The sequence below is a fragment of the Acidovorax sp. NN32 genome, from assembly GCF_057597245.1.
The window spans coordinates 785,426-804,052 of the sequence record NZ_CP199679.1 but is presented as its reverse complement, the minus strand read 5'-3'; the positions used below and the strand labels follow the sequence as shown (position 1 = coordinate 804,052).

The 18,627-nt window shown below is 65.3% G+C and carries 16 protein-coding genes; 13 read left to right on the top strand and 3 right to left on the bottom strand.

The window, feature by feature from the left end:
- Positions 1 to 61: 61 nt before the first annotated feature.
- Positions 62 to 799 (bottom strand): GNAT family N-acetyltransferase, encoded by a 738-nt coding sequence (locus tag ACT89O_RS03755; protein ID WP_055396871.1) that lies wholly within the window; start codon positions 797 to 799, stop codon positions 62 to 64.
- A 221-nt stretch (positions 800 to 1,020) separates the two neighbouring features.
- Complete coding sequence (locus tag ACT89O_RS03750; RefSeq protein WP_055396873.1) at positions 1,021 to 1,503, bottom strand: Lrp/AsnC family transcriptional regulator; 483 nt, start codon at positions 1,501 to 1,503, stop codon at positions 1,021 to 1,023.
- A gap of 164 nt (positions 1,504 to 1,667) precedes the next feature.
- On the opposite strand from ACT89O_RS03750, the gene ACT89O_RS03745 reads away from it, so the two are divergent.
- The 6 genes from ACT89O_RS03745 (at position 1,668) to ACT89O_RS03720 (ending at position 8,191) form a co-directional block, all read left to right on the top strand.
- On the top strand, positions 1,668 to 2,609 hold the full coding sequence (locus tag ACT89O_RS03745) for an esterase/lipase family protein (RefSeq protein WP_055396875.1): 942 nt from the start codon (positions 1,668 to 1,670) through the stop codon (positions 2,607 to 2,609).
- Between the two features lie 3 nt (positions 2,610 to 2,612).
- The gene (locus ACT89O_RS03740) at positions 2,613 to 3,602 is read left to right on the top strand and encodes a lipase secretion chaperone (RefSeq protein WP_487261875.1); all 990 of its coding nucleotides are present in this window, start codon (positions 2,613 to 2,615) and stop codon (positions 3,600 to 3,602) included.
- A 185-nt stretch (positions 3,603 to 3,787) separates the two neighbouring features.
- Complete coding sequence (gene hppD, locus ACT89O_RS03735; protein ID WP_487261874.1) at positions 3,788 to 4,900, top strand: 4-hydroxyphenylpyruvate dioxygenase; 1,113 nt, start codon at positions 3,788 to 3,790, stop codon at positions 4,898 to 4,900.
- A 73-nt stretch (positions 4,901 to 4,973) separates the two neighbouring features.
- Entirely contained in the window at positions 4,974 to 5,942 is a 969-nt protein-coding gene (locus ACT89O_RS03730; RefSeq protein WP_056059510.1) for a Bug family tripartite tricarboxylate transporter substrate binding protein, read from the top strand.
- Between the two features lie 66 nt (positions 5,943 to 6,008).
- Positions 6,009 to 6,848 (top strand): phenylalanine 4-monooxygenase, encoded by an 840-nt coding sequence (gene phhA / locus ACT89O_RS03725; RefSeq protein ID WP_487261873.1) that lies wholly within the window; start codon positions 6,009 to 6,011, stop codon positions 6,846 to 6,848.
- Positions 6,849 to 7,096: 248 nt separating this feature from the next.
- Positions 7,097 to 8,191: an IS5 family transposase gene (locus tag ACT89O_RS03720; protein ID WP_487260675.1), complete on the top strand. Its 1,095-nt coding sequence runs from the start codon at positions 7,097 to 7,099 to the stop codon at positions 8,189 to 8,191.
- An 808-nt stretch (positions 8,192 to 8,999) separates the two neighbouring features.
- Here the strand turns inward: ACT89O_RS03720 and ACT89O_RS03715 are convergent.
- Positions 9,000 to 9,893 carry an esterase/lipase family protein gene (locus tag ACT89O_RS03715; RefSeq protein WP_487261872.1) on the bottom strand — a complete coding sequence of 298 codons (894 nt, stop codon included), beginning with the start codon at positions 9,891 to 9,893 and terminating at the stop codon, positions 9,000 to 9,002.
- Between the two features lie 97 nt (positions 9,894 to 9,990).
- Between ACT89O_RS03715 and ACT89O_RS03710 the strand changes: the two genes are divergently transcribed.
- The 7 genes from ACT89O_RS03710 to ACT89O_RS03680 all read left to right on the top strand — a co-directional run bounded on the left by ACT89O_RS03710 (position 9,991) and on the right by ACT89O_RS03680 (position 18,443).
- A complete protein-coding gene (locus tag ACT89O_RS03710; RefSeq protein WP_487261871.1) occupies positions 9,991 to 10,734 on the top strand; it encodes an FFLEELY motif protein in 744 nt (247 codons plus the stop codon).
- A 74-nt stretch (positions 10,735 to 10,808) separates the two neighbouring features.
- Complete coding sequence (locus ACT89O_RS03705; RefSeq protein WP_487261870.1) at positions 10,809 to 12,488, top strand: AMP-binding protein; 1,680 nt, start codon at positions 10,809 to 10,811, stop codon at positions 12,486 to 12,488.
- A gap of 303 nt (positions 12,489 to 12,791) precedes the next feature.
- Positions 12,792 to 13,415: a response regulator gene (locus ACT89O_RS03700; RefSeq protein ID WP_487261869.1), complete on the top strand. Its 624-nt coding sequence runs from the start codon at positions 12,792 to 12,794 to the stop codon at positions 13,413 to 13,415.
- Between the two features lie 10 nt (positions 13,416 to 13,425).
- Positions 13,426 to 15,198: an ATP-binding response regulator gene (locus ACT89O_RS03695; RefSeq protein ID WP_487261868.1), complete on the top strand. Its 1,773-nt coding sequence runs from the start codon at positions 13,426 to 13,428 to the stop codon at positions 15,196 to 15,198.
- A gap of 56 nt (positions 15,199 to 15,254) precedes the next feature.
- Positions 15,255 to 16,025, top strand: coding sequence for a hypothetical protein (locus ACT89O_RS03690; protein ID WP_487261867.1), 771 nt, complete (start codon positions 15,255 to 15,257; stop codon positions 16,023 to 16,025).
- A 154-nt stretch (positions 16,026 to 16,179) separates the two neighbouring features.
- Complete coding sequence (locus tag ACT89O_RS03685; protein WP_487261866.1) at positions 16,180 to 16,836, top strand: N-acyl amino acid synthase FeeM domain-containing protein; 657 nt, start codon at positions 16,180 to 16,182, stop codon at positions 16,834 to 16,836.
- Positions 16,830 to 18,443, top strand: coding sequence for an FAD-binding oxidoreductase (locus tag ACT89O_RS03680; RefSeq protein WP_487261865.1), 1,614 nt, complete (start codon positions 16,830 to 16,832; stop codon positions 18,441 to 18,443). The genes ACT89O_RS03685 and ACT89O_RS03680 overlap by 7 nt, the downstream gene beginning before the upstream one ends.
- Positions 18,444 to 18,627: the final 184 nt, after the last annotated feature.

Genomic DNA, 18,627 nt, shown 5'->3' with positions numbered 1-18,627 from the left:
TGACGGCCCGCTACGCAAACCCCGCAGGCCGCGCAGCGCGACCTTGGGATGGATGGACGGACTATTCAGCAGATTGGTGGCGCGCGTGCTGCACGCCACTGCGCACTTCCTGCACGCTGGCCAAAAAGTCCCAGAACTGCTTGGCCTGCTTCTTGATCTGGTAATCCACCTCGGCGAACTGCTGCTCGACCATCTCGGTCATGCGCGTGTCCAGGCTGGCCGGTTCGATCTGGAGGTAAGCCTCGGACTCCGAACCATCGCGGCGCACGGTGGCACCGGCCTTGCGGGCAATTTTCAGCATGGCGGTGTTTTCGGAGAGCGCATGGATAAAAACCATGTTCACACCTTCATTGCGCGCATGCATCACGGCCCGCTCGAACAGGCGTGCGCCGAAGCCCCGGCCACGCGCCTGCTTGAGCACCGACACGCCAAATTCGGCGCAATGTTTGTACTCTGGGTGCTCCGAGAAGGCCAGATGCGCCATGGCGATCAGTTCGAGGCGGCGGTTGTAGATGCCGAAGATCTCGTCGCGGTTGAAGTCGAGCTGCTCGGCATAGCGCCGGATCTGCTCGTCGTTGGCGGCGTAGCCAAAACGCAGATAGCGGTCTGCGGGCTCCAGCTGGAGCAAATGTTGGGTGATCCGCTCCCGGTAGGAGGGACCCAGGGCACGAATGGGAACCATCACGGGGACCTCCTGCTTGACGCGAGTTTCATGGGCAGGCGATTCGCCCATCACCGGGCGCAGCATATCCCTGCCTGCATACCAGGATGCCTTGAGCCAGTCTTTGGTTGCGATCATGGCTGCAAATATAAGGGTTTTCCCTCATTATTTCCAGCAAAAATGCTGCGTTGCAACAAATTAGTGAGGTAGCTCAAACCTGTTCCACACAGCACTCCTGCCCCACTTGGCAAGCTGGGCGCCTCCGCCAACGGCTTCCCGCAAGGGTATAGCGGCATGGGGCGCGGGGCAACATGGGGTGTCACGCTCGCGGCACCTTCAGCACCCGTTCAAAAGCCTATTTACACCGGCACGGCTGTGGTCGCCTTCACGCGGTCCAGCACAAAACTGGTCTTGCAGTCCTGCACGCTGGGGTGTTTGAGCAGCGTGTCCATGATGAACCTGCTGTAGTGCGCCATGTCAGCCACCACCACGCGCAGCAGGTAGTCCATCTCGCCCGTGAGCGACGCGCACTCCACCACTTCGGGCCAGGTCTGCACGCTGGCGCGGAACAGGTCCATGGGGTTGCGCTTGTGGCTTTCGGTGTGTTTTTCGAGCCGGACGTTGAGGTAGGCCGTCAGCCCCAGGCCCACGGCCTCGGGGGGCACCAATGCAACGTACCGGTCGATGACGCGGCTTTCCTCCAGGCGTTTGACGCGGCGCAACACCGCACTGGGCGACAGGCCCACCTGCTCACCGATGACGTCGTACGTCTCACGGCCATTTTCTTGCAGACGGCGCAGGATGGCCCTGTCCAGCTTGTCGAGTGCGTTTAAAGCTTGCATGGCGCAAGATTTTATGAAGTTTTGACTTTTCGCGCCTTCTGAATTGCAGGCTCGGGTATGTCCCGATAGTGACTCCACACGAAGAAAAGAAGAATAAACCTCGCAAAAACGAACGATCGTTCTTTTTTTGCAAATACAAAAAACATACCTATGGAGACAACTGCATGACCGGATTCCTCAGCCGCTTTTTGCGGCGATTTGTTCTGGCCGCGACCGCCGCATTGCTGCTCGTCGGCGCCAGCGCGCAAGCCCAGACGGGCACCACCCAGACCCGCTACCCCATCGTGCTTGTGCACGGGCTTTTCGGGTTTGATTCGGCCCTGGGTGTCGACTACTTCTACGGCATCCCTGACGCCCTGCGCCAGGGCGGCGCCAAGGTCTACGTGGCCCAGGTGTCGGCCGCCAACAGCACCGAGGTCCGGGGTGAGCAGCTGCTCGCACAGGTGAACACCATCCTGGCCATCACCGGCGCGGCCAAGGTGAACCTGGTGGGGCATTCACACGGCGGGCCTACGGCGCGCTACGTGGCCGGGGTGGCGCCGGGCAAGGTTGCCTCGGTGACCTCGGTCGGTGGGGTCAACCGGGGATCGCGGGTGGCGGACATCATGCGTGGCGTGGCACCCGCGGGTTCGGTCTCCGAAACCATCGCCAACGGGGCGGCGTCGGCGCTGGTCGCGCTGATCAACCTGACTTCGGGCGGCTCGGGCCTGCCGCAGATGCCCACCGCCGCGCTGGACTCGCTCACCACCGCCGGTTCCGCCGCCTTCAACCGCCGCTTTCCGCAAGGCGTCCCCACCTCTGGCTGCGGCAGCGGCGCAGAACTCGTCAACGGCGTGCGCTACTACTCCTGGACGGGCACCAAGACCCTGACCAACGTGCTGGATGCGAGCGACGCCCTGCTGGGCGTGTTGGGCCTGGTCTTCGGCGAAGCCAACGACGGCCTGGTGTCGGCCTGCTCCTCGCGCCTGGGCAAACACCTGGGCGACTACCGGCAGAACCACCTCGACGAAGTGAACCAACTGCTGGGCCTGCGCGACTGGTTCTCCACCGACCCGGTGACGCTGTACCGCCAGCACGCCAACCGCCTCAAGGCACAGGGCCTGTAAGCCGTGAACCGCGCCCGCGCCTTCGCCGCAGGGGTGGCCCTGGTCGCCGCCACGGCCGCCGTGGTCTGGTGGCAGGGTTCACAGCAAGGCCTGCCGGGCGCGGTGGACCCGCGTTCGGTGCCCGGCGCGGCGGCAGCGCCAACCGGCGGTGCAGGCCAGACCCTGTCGGCGCGGCCCATGGAGAGCAGCTTCTTTGCCACCCGCCGCGCCACCGACCCCGACCGCGGTGAAGACCCCCTGCTGACGCACGGCCTGCGCGACACGCTGGAGGCACTGCTCACAGAAGCCCTGGAGGACGGCGCGACAGACCCCGCCGCACTCAAACAACGCCTGGCGGCGCTGGTGGGCAAACACTTCCCGGCAGCCCTGGCTACGCGTGCGTTGGCGCTGGCCGAGCGCTATGTGGACTACCGCGTGGCCCTGGGCCAACTGCGTCCTCCCCAGGACCCGAACGACCCCGGTGCCCTGCGCGAGGCGCTGGAAGCGCGCCACAAGGTGCGCCAGCAGTTTTTTGACGGCCCCGAGCACGACGCCCTGTTCGCCCGCGAGGCGGAACTGGACCGCTACACCCTGGCACGCCTGGAAATCGAGCGCAACCCCCAGCTCACCGCTGAACAACGCGCCCAGGCCTTGCGCGATGCAGAGAATGAATTGCCCGCAGCGCGCCGCGCCGAGCGCGCCGCCACCACCGAACACCTGAACGCCGCCGCCCAAACCGCCGCGTTCAACGCGCAAAACACCGACGAGCGCACCCGCCACGCGGCCCGCAGTGCGCAATACGGCGAGGCCGCCGCCCACGCCATGGCCCAGCTCGACCGGGAAGAACAACACTGGCAGCAGCGGCTCGACCAATACACCCAGGCGCGCACCCAACAAGGCGAAGGCCCCGCGCTACAGCGACTGCGCCAGCAGCTTTTCTCTGCCGAGGAGCAGCAGCGCATCGACGCCGCCCTGGCGCTGCGGCGCCTGCCACCGGTTACGCCAGGGTCGTGAGGCCGGTGGCCGTACGCAAAAGACAGCTGCTACACGATTCAGCAGCGCCCTAGTCATGCGCTGAAATTTGATCATTCACAATATTCCTGCAAATCGGAGGCCCAAGCCTCTTGATTTCGCCAGAAACATGAGGCAGGGCGCGCCTACAGTCCATGGCATTCCTCAACAAATGCCGGAGACACCCCATGAACGCCGCCTTGCCCCAAGAAACCGCCGCCCAACTGGAAGCCTGGGACAACCCCATGGGCCTGATGGGGTTCGAGTTCGTCGAATTCACCTCGCCCCAGCCCGGCGTGCTGGAGGCCGTGTTCGAAAAGCTGGGTTTCACCCTGGTCGCCAAGCACCGCTCCAAGGATGTGGTGCTGTACCGCCAGAACGGCATCAACTTCATCCTGAACCGCGAGCCCCACAGCCAGGCCGCCTACTTTGGTGCCGAGCATGGCCCGTCGGCCTGCGGCCTCGCCTTCCGTGTGAAGGATGCACACAAGGCTTACAACCGCGCACTGGAGCTGGGCGCCCAGCCCATCGAGATCCCCACCGGCCCCATGGAACTGCGCCTGCCCGCCATCAAGGGCATTGGTGGTGCGCCGCTGTATCTGATCGACCGGTTTGAAGACGGCAAGTCCATCTACGACATCGACTTCGAGTTCATCGAAGGCGTGGACCGCCGCCCCGTGGGCCATGGCCTGAACCTCATCGACCACCTTACGCACAACGTGTACCGCGGCCGCATGGGCTTCTGGGCCAATTTCTACGAGAAGCTGTTCAACTTCCGCGAAATCCGCTACTTCGACATCCAGGGCGAATACACGGGCCTGACCAGCAAGGCCATGACGGCGCCCGACGGCAAGATCCGCATCCCGCTGAACGAAGAATCCAAGCAGGGTGGCGGCCAGATCGAAGAATTCCTGATGCAGTTCAACGGCGAGGGCATTCAGCACATCGCTCTGATCTGCGACAACCTGCTGGACGTGGTGGACAAGCTGGGCATGGGCGGCGTGCAGCTGGCCACCGCGCCCAACGAGGTCTACTACGAGATGCTAGACACCCGCCTGCCCGGCCACGGCCAGCCTGTGCCCGAACTGCAGTCGCGCGGCATCTTGCTGGACGGCACCACGGCCGACGGCACGCCCCGCCTGCTGCTGCAGATCTTCTCCACGCCCATGCTGGGCCCGGTGTTCTTCGAATTCATCCAGCGCGAAGGCGACTACCGCGATGGTTTTGGCGAAGGCAACTTCAAGGCGCTGTTCGAGTCGCTGGAGCGCGACCAGATCCGCCGTGGCGTGCTGAACACCTAAGACATCAGACATCCAGGGTTAACCCTGAACAGGTGCCTATACTGCGCGCTCCCCGGAACTCATAAGGATCCCGATGTCGCTCCGTAGCACCCTGTTCAGTGTTGGCCTGACCTGTGTGGCCACCTTTGCCATGGCCCAAAGCCCCTCTGCCCCGCTCACCATCGTGGTTCCCTACCCCGCTGGTGGTCCGCTGGACACCTCGGCCCGCATCGTGGCCGAGGGTGCTGCAGCCCAGCTTGGCTCCATTACCGTGGAGAACAAACCGGGGGCGGGTGGTAGTACCGGTGCGGACCAGGTCGCCAAATCACCCAAGACCAGCAACCAGGTGCTGATGGGCGCCGTGGCCACCCACGCCGTCAATCCCTGGCTGTACAAGAACTTCCCTTACAACGCGCTCAAGGACTTCAAGCCCATCGCCCTCGTGGCGCGCACGCCCAATGTGCTGGTGGTGAATGCGGAGCAGGCCGCCAAGCTGGGCGTCAAGACCACGCCCGACTTGGTGCAGTACCTCAAGAAGAACCCGGACCAGGCCAAGTACGGATCGGGCGGCAACGGCAGCATCGGCCACATCTCGGCCGAGATGTTCAAGTCGCTCACCAACACCAAGATGGGCCACACGCCCTTCCAGGGCTCCAAGCCCGCGCTGGCCGCACTGGAATCCGGCCAGGTGCTGATGGTGTTTGACAACCTGGCCTCGGCGTTGCCGCAGATCCAGTCGGGCAAGCTGCTGGCGCTGGGTGTAACCACCCTCAGCCGCAATGAGGCGCTGCCGAACGTGCCCAGCATCAACGACAGCGTGCAGGGCTTCAACGTGTCGACCTGGTTCGGCCTGTTCGCGCCCGCCTCGCTGCCCGATGCCGACGCGCGCCGGTATGCCAATGCGTTCTCGGCAGCGATGCATTCGCCCGCTGGCAAGGAGAAGTTCAAGAAGATGGGCATCACGCCCGAAGAGCTGACGCTCGACGGGTTTGCGCAGTTTGTGCGCTCGGAAAACAGCAAGTACGAGTTCCTGATCCGGGCCGCAAAGATCAAGATCGATTAGCAGCCGCGTGGGCTGGTGCGCACCCCCGTCGCGGTGCGCCGACCATGGCGGCAAAGGAGAAAAAAAATGGGACAAGCCCCTGTCGTCTATGGCCAATCCACCCGTCCACCGCGTGGCGACTATTCGCGCGCCAACGCGGACTACACCTGCCCGCAGGACTACGCGAGCTACACCGACGCCGACCACGACACCTACCGCCGCCTGTACGAGCGCCAGCGCGCCCTGCTGCCCGGCCTGGCGAGCCAGGCGTTCATCGACGCCCTGCCCTCACTGGGCGCCAGCGACCGCATTCCGCGCTTCGAAGAGGTCAACGAGCGCCTCTACAAGGCCACAGGCTGGGAGCTGGTGGGCGTGCCCGGGCTGATCCCCGAGGTGCCGTTTTTCACCTTGCTGGCCAACCGCAAGTTCCCGGTGACGGACTGGATCCGCAAGCCCGAGGAGTTCGAGTACATCGTCGAGCCCGACATCTTTCACGACCTGTTCGGGCATGTGCCGCTGCTGTTCAACCCGGTGTTTGCCGACTATGTGCAGCGCTACGGCCAGGGGGGTCTGAAGGCGCAGGGGCTGGGGTCTTGCGAAATGCTGAGCCGCCTGTACTGGTACACGATCGAGTTCGGGCTGATCCGCGAGGCGGGGGAGTTGCGGGCGTATGGGGCGGGGATTTTGAGTTCGTCGGGGGAGCTGGCGTATTCGGTGCAAAGCCCGGAGCCGCAGCGGATTCCGCTGGCGCTGGAGAGGACGATGCGCACGAAGTACAAGATCGATACGTACCAGCAGACGTATTTTGTGATCGACAGTTTTGAGCAGTTGTTTGAGATGACTGCGGCGGACTTTGCGCCGATCTATGAGCGGCTGCGGGGGTTGCCGGAGTTTGCTGCGGATGAGCGGGAAGCTGTTGCGGCTTGACTTTTCGAATGAAATTGGCTGCTACCGCTTTTCTATAAAGCACCAATAGCTACCATTTTCATAGCATTCAGCGGCCGTACGGGCTGAACCTGTTGAAGCTTTGGCGTGCTAGTTTGGAAGGCTTGCCTGTGTTTCAGGGCGGAGGCCGGGAGTCGCCCGGCATGCGAGTAACTTTCTTTCGCGTCGCCGAGAGGGTGTAGAAGAAATAAATTAAAATCCTGTCGCACTGACCAAGCAGGAGCAATGCAATGGCAAAGACAGGCCGACCGCCCGTGATATCCACTGGGGAGTACGCAGCCTTGCGCGAGGTAGTGCGCGACAACCCCCAGGCGACACTGCCGGAGTTGGCCCTGGTCTGGGGCGAACGCATGGGCCGCAACGCCCCCAGCACAGTGACCCTGCGTGCAGCGCTCAAGGCCGCTGGGTTACAGCGGACACGACCCAAGCAGCAACTGGCACGCGCCAACCCCCAGCAGCCTGGCACCCGCTACGGCTACACCGCCCTGCATCGCCCCAGCAGCGACTCGGGCATGGCCCTTGCCCTCACAGACGCTGAATGGGCACTGGCCCAGGACTTGTTCGAACCAGAGCCCGGCGCGCGAGGTCGGCCTGCAACGTACTCTCGACGCAGCGTGGTTGAAGCGTGCTGCTACGTGCTGCGCACCGGCTCGTCCTGGCGCAACCTGCCCACCCAGATCTATCCTCCCTGGCAGTCGGTGCAAAAAGCCTTTGTACGCTGGGCCCGTCAAGGCAAGTTTGAAGCGCTGCACGAGCGTCTGCGCCAGCAGTGGCGGCAACGTGTGGAGCGCGCAGAGCAGCCCAGTGAAGCCGTGATCGACTCCCAATCCAACCGTGGCAGCCCTCAGGGCGGAACGCTGGGCTTTGATGCGGGCAAGAAGGTTCAAGGGCGCAAGCGCCATCTGGTCGTGGATACGCTGGGATTGCTGCTGGCGGTGGTGGTCACCAGCGCCGCTGTACCGGACCGCGCAGCGGCTGGGCAAGCAGTGGCACAGGCGTGCGCACGCACAGGCGGGTCGTTGAAGGTGTTGTGGGCCGACAGTGCATATGCCGGGCAATGTGCTCAGGAGATCGAAAAGGTGCACCGGGTGCAGGTGCAGATAGTGCGAAACAGTGGCCGTCACCGTTGGGATGACGCTCAGCAATCGTTGTGGAGCGAAGAGCAGCCGGTGGCCATGCCCAAGAAGCGTTGGGTGGTGGAGCGCACCCATGCATGGCTGGAGCGTAACCGAAGGCTTGTGATGCACCATGATCGCAAGCCGTTCTATGCGCAGGCATGGGTGTGGCTGGCGCAGGCGCGGATGCTGCTGGGGCGGTTGAGATAGATTTCTTCTACACCCTCCGAAAGAAAGTCACCAAAGAAAGGGCGACCCTGCTGTCTGCGACCCCTTCGCTGCGCTACGGGGCAACCTGGGGTGCTCGGTCACGGGGTGCGCCGCAGAACTCACTGCGCGCTGACGCGCTCCGTTCAAACAACTGCGGCGAGTCAGTTCACGAAGCGCGTGTGTCCTTCGGCACACGCGCCACCCCCGCCCTGCGCGCCCCAGGCGCATACAGAAGGGAACCCGCGAATCGGACATCCACACGGGCCATCGCTGCACTCGGCCCAGCCTGCGCAGCGCGAGGCGCTTGCGCCCACGAGATGGGGCCGAGCGCAGCAAAGGCCCGTGCGGCTGCTTGGCTGTTCGGCTGTTGGATGTTCGACTGCCCACCCCCCTGCTGGCTGCGCCTGCGGCGGGGCGGTTGTGGGGTGAGCATGGGCGTCGAAGCGCCCATGCCTTGTGAACTGACTCGCCGTGGTTGTCCGAGCGGCGCGCCGCAGGCGCAAAGCGAGTTCCACGGCGCACCCCGCAACCGCCCCGCCGCAGGTTTGCCCCATAGCGAAGCGAAGGGGTCGCAGACTGGGGGTCGCCTTTCTTTTGGGTACTTTTCTTTGGCGAAGCAAAGAACAAGTACCTCGCCCGCCGGGGCGAGTCCCGGCTCCCGCCCGGAACACTGGCATGCAGTAGCCACCGAAAGCCCAGGCTTCAGCAAGCGAAGACCAAACGCTCCCGGCAAGACTCAATAGCTACAAAAACAATAGCTGCTAGCGCTTTATAGAAAAGCGCTAGCAGCCAAAATCATCCAAAAAAACTATCGCTCAATCTCCTCCAGACAGGCCCGCATCACCCCAGGGTCAAACGCCATCTCCACATGCGCAACCCCTTCCACCAACCGGTGTTCCGCCCCCACCAACGCCGCAGTAGTCGCCGGAAACACGATGTTGTCGCAGTTCGAATACCAGCAGGTAAACAACGCTGCCCGCCCCGCAGGCTCCGCCCGCTGCAACGCCACCACCCAGTCCCCCGCCAAGCTCATCTGCCGCCCATTCACCGCCCGGCTGAAACGCCCCAACCACGTCCCCCCATGCGGCGTGCCCAGCGTCAACACACGGTGCACTCGGCCGTCGGCCTGGTGCGCCCGCAGCCAAGCCCGCACCGCCAAGCCACCCATGCTGTGGCACAACAACACCGGCGCCTGCCCCGTGGCGGCAGTCACCTTGCGAACGGCGTCTTCAATGATGTCCGCATACTCGTCAATCGACCCCATCACCGGCTCCAGATTGACCGCCACATAGGCATGCCCCCGCGCCTGCAAATGCGCAAACCACGGCAGCCACAGGCCCCGGTTGCACATGAAGCCATGCACCAGCACAACGCCGCGCTTTCCGGTGGGCTGCGCAGGCAGCCAATCGGGCAATGACTGGTGGCGAAACGGCTGGCGCCAGCAAAACACCATCAACGCCACCCACACCTCGGCCCACCAGGCACCCACGACCTGTGACAGGCGGGCGCGGGGCGCAGCATCGGCACGGTTGGTGATGTGCATCAGCACAAACTCTACCGCCATCACCACCAGGTAAATGCCTAGCGGCACCAGTGCCCCCAGCACGGCACGCAACGGTGAATAGGGCCACTGCCACACCAGCCAGGCGGCCATGGTCAGCAGGATGAACAGGAGCAGGATTCGTTGCCAGCGCGCGATCATGGTGGTGAGGCCAAATGTTGTAATTGACCAGCCGCATTGTGCGGTCTGGCCACCGCCCGACACCGTACCCCGCAGAACGCAGAAAGGAACCCGCCCCATGGATGCCGCCCAGACCATCCGCGACTGCATCGCCGACGTGACCGCCCTGCGCCTGCACCGCACGGGCGACCCGGCGCTGGGGGCGGCGGTGGGCAGCGTGAAAAGCCTGCAAGCACGGCGCTTTCGGGGCACCTATGCGGACCTGATGGGCTCGCCCGCGTTTGGCCCGGCAGCGCGGTTCTTTCTGGAAGAGCTGTACAGCGACACCGACTACACCGACCGCGACCTGCAGTTTGGCCGCATTGCGGGCACGCTGCAGACCATGTTCCCCCAGCCAGTGGTGACCACCGCCGTGGCCCTGGCCGTGCTGCACGCACAGACCGAGGAACTGGACCAGGACATGGGCCGCGCGTGGTTGGTGCATGAAGCCAACGCAGCCAGCGACGCCATCCGCTACACCGCAGCCTGGCGCACTGTGGGCCAGCGCCATGCACGAGCGCAGCAGCTGCAGCGCGTGCTGGCCATGGGGAATGACCTGGCGCGCCTCACGCGCACCCCCGGCCTGCGGATGATGCTGCGCATGATGCGGGGCCCGGCCAACGCGGCCGGCATGGGTGCGCTGCAGAGGTTTCTGGAGGCGGGGTTTGACACCTTCGGCCAGCTCGCGCGCCAGCGCGGCGGGGTGGAGCAGTTTCTGGCCACCATCGAGCAGCGCGAGCGCGCGCTGATGGATTTGCTCTTCGACGCCGATCCTGTCACCTGCGGGACCCAGCTCGCCAGCACACTAGGACAAGCCCGATAGCCCGCAACGCGCCCGCCTTCCACAATCTGTGCCCACCTATCAATGGCATTTGGCGAGCACAAGGAAACAAGCGCATGGAAAAGATCTGGCTCAAGAGCTACCCCCCGGGCGTACCGCACGACGTGCAGCCCGAGCAATACCGCTCTGTGGCCCACCTGCTGGAAGAATCGTTCCGCAAACACGCATCGAGCCCGTTCTCGGTCTGCATGGACCAGTGGATGACCTATGGCGAGCTGGAACGCCGCTCGGCCGCGCTGGGCGCCTATCTGCAAAGCCTGGGGCTGGAGCCCGGTGCGCGCGTGGCCATCATGCTGCCCAACATTCCGCAGTTTGGCGTGACCATGGCCGCCGTGCTGCGCGCCGGCTACACCTGCGTGAACGTGAACCCGCTGTACACCGCCCGCGAGCTGGAGCACCAGCTCAAGGACTCGGGCGCCACAGCCATCGTGATCCTGGAGAACTTTGCCCACACACTGGCCGATGTGATCGACCACACGGCCGTCAAACATGTGGTGATGGCCTCCATGGGCGACCTGCTGGGCTTCTGGTTTGGCAAATGGATCACCTTTGCCGTGCGCCACCTAGCCAAGATGGTGCCCGCCTATGACCTGCCCCTGTCGAACGGCCGCAAGGTCGTCACCTTCAAGAAGGCGCTGTCGCTGGGCGAGCACAAGTCGCTCGCACCCAGCCAGGCCACGCTCGATTCGATTGCCTTCCTGCAGTACACCGGCGGCACCACGGGCCTGTCCAAGGGCGCGGTGCTCACCCACCGCAACATCGTGGCCGCCACGCTGCAGGCCGAGGCCTGGTTCACGCCCGCGCTGTCCAAGGTGGGCGACCTGAGCAAGGCCAACAGCATTGCCGCGCTGCCGCTGTACCACATCTTCGCGCTCACGCTGTGCCTGCTGGCCATCCGCCAGGGCTCCAGCCTCACGCTGATTCCCAACCCGCGCGACATACCGAAGTTCGTGGCTGAACTCAAGAAGCGCCCCTTCCACATGCTGCCTGCGGTGAACACGCTGTTCAACGCGCTGCTGCAAAACCCGCAGTTCAAGGCGCTGGACTTCTCGCACCTGTGCGTGTCGCAGGCTGGCGGCATGGCGGCCAGCGAAGGCACGGCCAAGCAGTGGCAGAAGGTCACCGGCAGCACCATGATCGAAGGCTGGGGCATGAGCGAGACCTGCGCCATCGGCACCAACAACCCGGTGATCAGCACCACCTTCAGCGGCAACATCGGCCTGCCGCTGCCGGGCATCGATATCGCCATCAAAGACGACGAAGGCAACAGCCTGCCCCAGGGCGAGTCGGGCGAGATCTGCATCCGCGGCCCCAACGTGATGGTGGGCTACTACAACCAGCCCGAAGAGAACGCCAAGGCCTTCACGCCCGATGGTTTCATGCGCACGGGCGACATCGGCATCATGGACCCGCAGGGCTACACCCGCATCATCGACCGCAAGAAGGACATGATCCTGGTGAGCGGCTTCAATGTGTTCCCCAATGAACTGGAGCAGGTCATCAGCCTGTGCCCCGGCGTGGTCGAATGCGCAGCCATTGGTGTGCCCGATGAGAAGCAGGGCGAGGCCATCAAGGTGTTCATCATCAAGAACGACCCGGCCCTGACCGAGGACGAGGTGGCCAACTACTGCCACCAGAACCTCACCGGCTACAAGCGCCCCAAGTACATCGAGTTCCGTGACGAACTGCCCAAGAGCAACGTGGGCAAGATCCTGCGCAGGGAGCTGCGCAAGTAAAGGCGCCCCCTGAGCGGCTGCGCCATGCAGTGCGGCCGCTGCAGTCGGCCCTTCGGGGCCATCGTCCAAGCCCGCGCAGGCTGGGGTCGGCCCAACGCGCCCGGTCCCTGCGGCAAGAGTCTCCCCAAACCCAACGCAGCTGGGGTGCCCTCTTTTTGCACCCGGCGCAACTGGCGGACTGTCTTTTTTCCGGTGCCATACCTCCTGTGCACCACACGCATCCGGTGCTACATTGCGCACGCCCGGTAACGCGTCGGGCGCCGCCCCACCCGCCAGAACACCCCAAGCCGCCTTTTCCGCACCGTGAAGTTCCTTCTTCTGGACGACCATCCCCTGTTCCGCCAGGCACTCCGGTCCATCACCCTGCGGCTGGACCCTGAGGCCACGGTGCTGGAATGCGCCTCCTACGACGAGGCGCAGGCCCTGCTGGCCGACGATGTGGACCTGGTGCTGCTCGACCTGCGCCTGTCAGGGCTGGACGGCATGGAGATCCTGGCCACGCTGCGTGCCCAGCACCCGGCACTGCCCATCGTGGTGGTCTCGGCCTCCGAGGACCCGCACGAGGTGATGGCTGTGCTGCGCCTGGGTGCACTCGGCTTCGTGCCCAAGGCCTCTTCGGCCGAGGTGATGGAGCATGCGCTGCGGCTGGTGCTCGCGGGCGACACCTACCTGCCTTCGCACATCCTGCTCGACCCACAGGCGCCAGACGCACTGCCGAAGGACGGCGTGCTCGACCTGACTCAGCGGCAGAAAGAGGTGATGCGCCTCATGGTGCTGGGCGAGTCGAACAAGCAGATTGCACGCCGGCTGAACCTGGCCGAAAACACAGTCAAGGTGCATGTGACGGCCATCCTGCGCGAACTGAATGTGACCTCGCGCGCCCAGGCCATCGTGGCGCTGTTCCAGCGCGGTGACGGCCCCTCCTGACGGCACTGCAATGACGCCGCCGGACGCCGCCTGGGCCGAACGCATGCGCACCGAGCAGGTGCGGCTGATCTACCGCAACTACCCGTTCACGCTCAGCGCGAACTTCGTTCTCAGCCTGCTCGTGATCGGCGCGCTGTGGGGGACGGCATCCACCAGCATGCTGGTGGGATGGGGTGGTTTCAGTGGCGCACTCACCCTCAAAGGAGTGTGGGACTACCGGCGCTACCGGCATGCGCTGGCCGGGCCCGCCCCCCAGGCGGTCGAGACCGCAGCGCGCCGTTTCGCAGAGATCGCATGGTGCACCGGCGCGATGTGGGGCGCCGCCGGGTTGTTGCCATTCTTCGTGCAGTCCGCACATTTCCACCAGATCGTGTTCCCGGCGATCACCGGCATGGCCTTTGGCGGTGCGGCCTTCTTGTCCACCGACCGGCGGCTGTTCTATGGGTACATCGTGCCCATGCTCGCCCTCACCCTGGTTGGCGCGGCAGGCATGCAGGGGCGCAACGGTGTCATCCTTGCCAGCCTGACGCTGGCCCTGGCTTTCGCCACACTGGCCTTCGCGCACAACGTGCGCGCGATGATCCAGCGTTCGCTGGTGCTCCGGTTCGAGAACATGGACCTCATCGACGCACTGAAGCAGCAAAAGGAACAGGCCGACTATGCCAACCTGTCCAAGTCACGCTTTCTCGCCGCCGCCAGCCACGACCTGCGCCAGCCCATGCATGCACTGGGCCTGCTTTTTGAATCGCTGCGCCCGCGCATCCAGGATGAAGCCTCGCAGCACCTGGTGCACAGCATCACCGCCACCATCCACACGCTGGAAGACCTGTTCAACGCCCTGCTCGACATCTCCAAGCTGGATGCGGGAGTCATCCCCCGCGACGTGCGGGCCATTGCGCTACAGCACACGTTGGCACGGATCGAGGCAGAGTTCCGCCCCGTTGCCGAAAGCAAGGGCCTGCGTTTTGCCCTGCGCCTGCCTGCAGAGGGGCCCGTGGTGCACAGCGATGCGGCGCTTCTCGACCGCATGGTGCGCAACCTGGTGAGCAATGCCATCCAGCACACCCGGCAAGGAACGGTGCTGGTGACCTGCCGCCTGCGCCCGGGCAAGGTGCTCATCGAGGTGCGCGACAGCGGCCCGGGCATTCCGCAGCCGCTGCACAAGGAGATCTTCCAGGAGTTCTACCAGATCAGAAACCCGGAGCGGGACCGCAGCAACGGTGTCGGCCTGGGCTTGGCCATCGTGGAGCGCGTGGGCCGCATGCTCGATCATCCGGTGCTGCTGCGTTCGGCGCCCGGCTGCGGCTCCACCTTCACCATCGTGCTGCCGCGCAGCACAGCCCCCGCCCCGACCACGGCAGCCACGACCGCTCCAGTGGCCGAGGGCTTGCCATCGCTGCAAGGCCGGCGCATCGCCGCCATCGACGACGACCCCATCGTTCTGGAAGGCATGCGCCAGCTGTTCGAACACTGGGGCTGTACGCTGGTTGCAGCAGCCAGCACCGACGAACTGCTGGACCGCCTGGCAAAGGAGGGATCGGTGCCAGACCTGGTGATCAGCGACTACCGCCTGCGCGACGGCGAAACCGGCGCCCAGGCCATTGCCAAAGTCACGGCCTTCTGCGGACGCCCCTTGCCGGGCGTGCTCGTGACGGGCGACACCGCACCCGAGCGCCTGCGGGAAGCCGCCCACAGCGGCTACGCAGTCCTGCACAAACCCGTGCGCCCCGGCAAGCTGCGCGCCTTGCTGCTGCACCTGCTGGGCGTTCGGCCTACGACTTAGGTATTAGCCGTTCAGTGCAATGGCCCATCGGGCCGCTTTGGCCTGAAATCAGGGGCATGAACGACACCCCCAGCACCGCCCGGTGTGCCCCCTGCCATGGGGATGCGCCACCACCAGGAGCCAACAGCCAGGGGCCATGCAGCACACGCAGCCTGCAAAGCACGCCCGGGCGTGTGGTGGTGGCCGCCAGCCTCGCCCTGACCCTGGTGCAGATCAGCACCATCGAGACCTCCTGGCTGCTGGCCTTCATGCTGCCCGTGCAATGGGCACTGGTGTTCCGCCCGCTGGAGCGCAGAGAGTGGGCCCTGTGCGCACTGGTCGCGCCCTTTTTTGTGCTGCAGAACTACATGGCGCTGCGCGCGGGTGCCTTTGCCTTCCACCAGCAGGACTTTTTGCTCATGCCCTGGCACGAGCCCGTGCTGTGGATGGGCTGGTACCTGCACCTGGTGCGCTTTGTGGGCCAGCCGCCCCAGTCTGTCCGCCTGCACGGGACGGCCTGGGTGGGGCTGCTGGCCACAGTCATCGCATTTTCGGCGTTCGACGGCGACACACAGGCACTCACCCTGGCCGCATCGGTATCCAGCGCCTTGCTGCTCGCCATGTTCCACCGCCCGGGCGACCTGGCCTATGGCCTGTGCGCGGTGGTGCTTGGGTTGCTTGTGGAGTGGGTGGGCCTCAGCCAGGGCCTGTGGTCTTACCCCGAACCGGAGGCTGCCTCTATCCCCTTCTGGTCGGGCCTGATGTGGCTGTCGGTGGGGCTTCTGGGCCGCCGCTTCGTTGTCCCGCTGGCCGAATGGCTGGTACAGCGGGGGGCCCGCCATGCATGACCGCAGCAACGCATTGACGATCAGGCACCTGGTCCAGGCACTCCGAAAGCGCGCCCATCTCCCGCACGGCATCCCATCGCAGGCCACGCCGGTCGGCGACCCACCCTCCAGTACACTGTTCTTGCACTCGGCGTTCCCCCCACAGCCCCGCGGCATGGGGTTCAAGATCCGGATCGCCCGCCGCACTTCGGTGCTGCAGGACGCGCTGGGGCTGCTCAACCGCCGCTATCGGCAACGGGGCTATGGCTTCCAGACTCTGACCTTGTCGCCCGAACGCATGACCATCGTGGCCTATGAAAACAAGCAGGTGACCGGCACGCTCACCGTCCAGCTGGATCGGGGGCACGGATTGCTGTCTGACGAGTGCTTTCAAGAGCATCTTGACGGATTCCGCGCGCGTGGTGCCTCGCTGTGCGAGTTCACCAAGCTCGCTACCGCGCCCCATGCCCCAACGCCTGCCACGCTGGCATCCCTGTTCCATGTGGCCTTCATCTTCGCGCACCAGATCAGCCATGCCACGCATGCGGTGGTGGAAGTCAACCCACGGCATGTCGCGTTCTACACGCGGGTGCTGGGCTTCACACCGCACGGTGCCCCCCAGTCCAACCCGCGTGTAAAGGCACCAGGGGTTCTGCTGGTGGCAGATTTCCATCACATCGGGCGCCAGCTCCTGGCACGCGATGCCCACGGCTCCCGCGATACTGGCGAGCCCCCGCCGTTCTTCTCGCACAGCTTCTCCAACGCAGAAGCGCAGGGCATACGCCACCGCATCCAGGCCGCGCTGCAACAACAGGAGCCCGCTGCATGCTGAAGGTATCGGCGCTGGACCAGGCGCTGCAGGATTGGCGCTCCGTGCTCGGCACAGACAGCGTGTTGTCCGCCCCCAGCGCGGCCGCGTTGTACGGCGCAGGCAGCACACGCCGCATCCCCGCCGCCTTGCGCCCCGCGCGCTCTGGCAGCGTGGCAGAGATCGTGCGCATCGCGGCACAGCACCGCGTGCCCCTGCACCCGATCAGCACGGGGCGGAACTGGGGCTACGGGGGGGCGCTCCCGCCCTCGGACGATTGTGTGGTCCTCGACCTGTCCCAGCTCAACCGCATCATTGCGGTGGACGCCGAGTTGGGCACCGCCACGCTGGAGCCCGGCGTCACCCAGGGACAACTGCGCGCGCACCTGGATCAGCGGGGCCTGCCGTTCATGGTCCCGACCACGGGCGCCGGCCCCAGCGTGAGCCTGGTGGGCAATGCGCTGGAGCGCGGCTATGGCATCACCCCACATGCAGACCACTTCGGCGCCGTGATGGCGCTGGAGGCCGTGCTGGCGGACGGCAGCGTGTACCGGCCGCGCCTGGGGGCGCTGGGCGGCGACCGCGTGGGGCATGGCTACAAGTGGGGCATCGGCCCGTACCTGGATGGCCTGTTCTCGCAGTCCAACTTCGGGGTCGTCACCCAGATGACCATTGCCCTGGCGCAACGCCCGCCGCATGTCGAGGCCTTCTACATCTTCCTGGGCCGGCCAGACCAGCTGGCACCCACCGTGCAAACACTGCGCGGGCTCTTGCGCACGACGGGCGGGGTCATGGGCGGTGTGAACATCCTCAACGGCTACCGCCTCGCGTCGATGACCTGCCCCTACCCCGCAGCGGCCCTGGCGCGCGGCACCCCACTGCAGCCCCGCGAGCTGGACGAACTGTTGCGGGACCACGGGCTGGGCGCCTACCTGGTGGTGGGCAGCGTGTATGGCGAGGCGCCCGTGGCCCGTGCTGCGGTGGCGACCATCCTGCGCGCCTTTGCCCACTGCAGCGGCCGCCGCGTGCGCCTGAACCGCGGCAGAGCCGGTCTGCTGCAGAGCCTCGCAGCACGCTTTCCCGGCATCGCGGCACGCCTGGGCTTCGGCCCGGACCAGGCCGCGCGCATGCTGAGCGCGCTGAACCTCATGGAGGGCATCCCCGACGATGTGGCGCTGCGCCTGCCCTACTGGAAATCCGGCGCCCCGCTGCCCGAGGACCTGACCGGCGCCCTGCGAAGTGGCGAGCGGGGGCTGATGTGGTACGCCCCCCTGGTGCCGATGGTGCCCGACACCGTGCAGACTTTCGAAGCCCTGGTGGCCCGTGTCTGCCTGCAGCACGGGTTTGAGCCGCTGATCACGCTCACCAGCCTGTCTGACCGCTGCTTCGACAGTTCCGTGCCACTGCTGTTTGACGGCCGCTCCAGCGCCGACCACGAGCGCGCCCAGCGCTGCTTCGACATGCTGTTCGACGAAGGCCGCCAGTATGGCATCGTGCCCTACCGCATGGGTTCGCAGGCGTTCCACAAGCTGGCATCGCAAGGGGACGACCCGGCGCTTTCGCTGGCCCGCAGGGTCAAGCAGCTGCTGGACCCAGAGGCCATTCTTTCGCCCGGCCGCTACAACCTCTGAGAACGAGCAGCCCGCCCCGCGCCCCAGACGGCGAGGGTCAGGCAGCGACCACCACAGGCCTCTTCTCCGGGTTTTTACCGATTAGCAAACGTTTGCGCAAACGTTTGCTTTCGTTATCATCCCGTTCGCGACAAGGCACCGGGCACCCGCAGCCGCTCTTCCTCAAAAGGTCTGCCAAGGATTC

Coding starts and splice junctions, on each gene's coding strand:
- ACT89O_RS03720 (WP_487260675.1), top strand. CDS start 7,097: ATGGCAAAGACAGGCCGACCGCCCGTGATATCCACTGGGGAGTACGCA.
- ACT89O_RS03730 (WP_056059510.1), top strand. CDS start 4,974: ATGTCGCTCCGTAGCACCCTGTTCAGTGTTGGCCTGACCTGTGTGGCC.
- ACT89O_RS03685 (WP_487261866.1), top strand. CDS start 16,180: ATGGGGTTCAAGATCCGGATCGCCCGCCGCACTTCGGTGCTGCAGGAC.
- ACT89O_RS03705 (WP_487261870.1), top strand. CDS start 10,809: ATGGAAAAGATCTGGCTCAAGAGCTACCCCCCGGGCGTACCGCACGAC.
- ACT89O_RS03680 (WP_487261865.1), top strand. CDS start 16,830: ATGCTGAAGGTATCGGCGCTGGACCAGGCGCTGCAGGATTGGCGCTCC.
- ACT89O_RS03690 (WP_487261867.1), top strand. CDS start 15,255: ATGAACGACACCCCCAGCACCGCCCGGTGTGCCCCCTGCCATGGGGAT.
- ACT89O_RS03715 (WP_487261872.1), bottom strand. CDS start 9,893: ATGATCGCGCGCTGGCAACGAATCCTGCTCCTGTTCATCCTGCTGACC.
- hppD (WP_487261874.1), top strand. CDS start 3,788: ATGAACGCCGCCTTGCCCCAAGAAACCGCCGCCCAACTGGAAGCCTGG.
- phhA (WP_487261873.1), top strand. CDS start 6,009: ATGGGACAAGCCCCTGTCGTCTATGGCCAATCCACCCGTCCACCGCGT.
- ACT89O_RS03750 (WP_055396873.1), bottom strand. CDS start 1,503: ATGCAAGCTTTAAACGCACTCGACAAGCTGGACAGGGCCATCCTGCGC.
- ACT89O_RS03710 (WP_487261871.1), top strand. CDS start 9,991: ATGGATGCCGCCCAGACCATCCGCGACTGCATCGCCGACGTGACCGCC.
- ACT89O_RS03695 (WP_487261868.1), top strand. CDS start 13,426: ATGACGCCGCCGGACGCCGCCTGGGCCGAACGCATGCGCACCGAGCAG.
- ACT89O_RS03755 (WP_055396871.1), bottom strand. CDS start 799: ATGATCGCAACCAAAGACTGGCTCAAGGCATCCTGGTATGCAGGCAGG.
- ACT89O_RS03745 (WP_055396875.1), top strand. CDS start 1,668: ATGACCGGATTCCTCAGCCGCTTTTTGCGGCGATTTGTTCTGGCCGCG.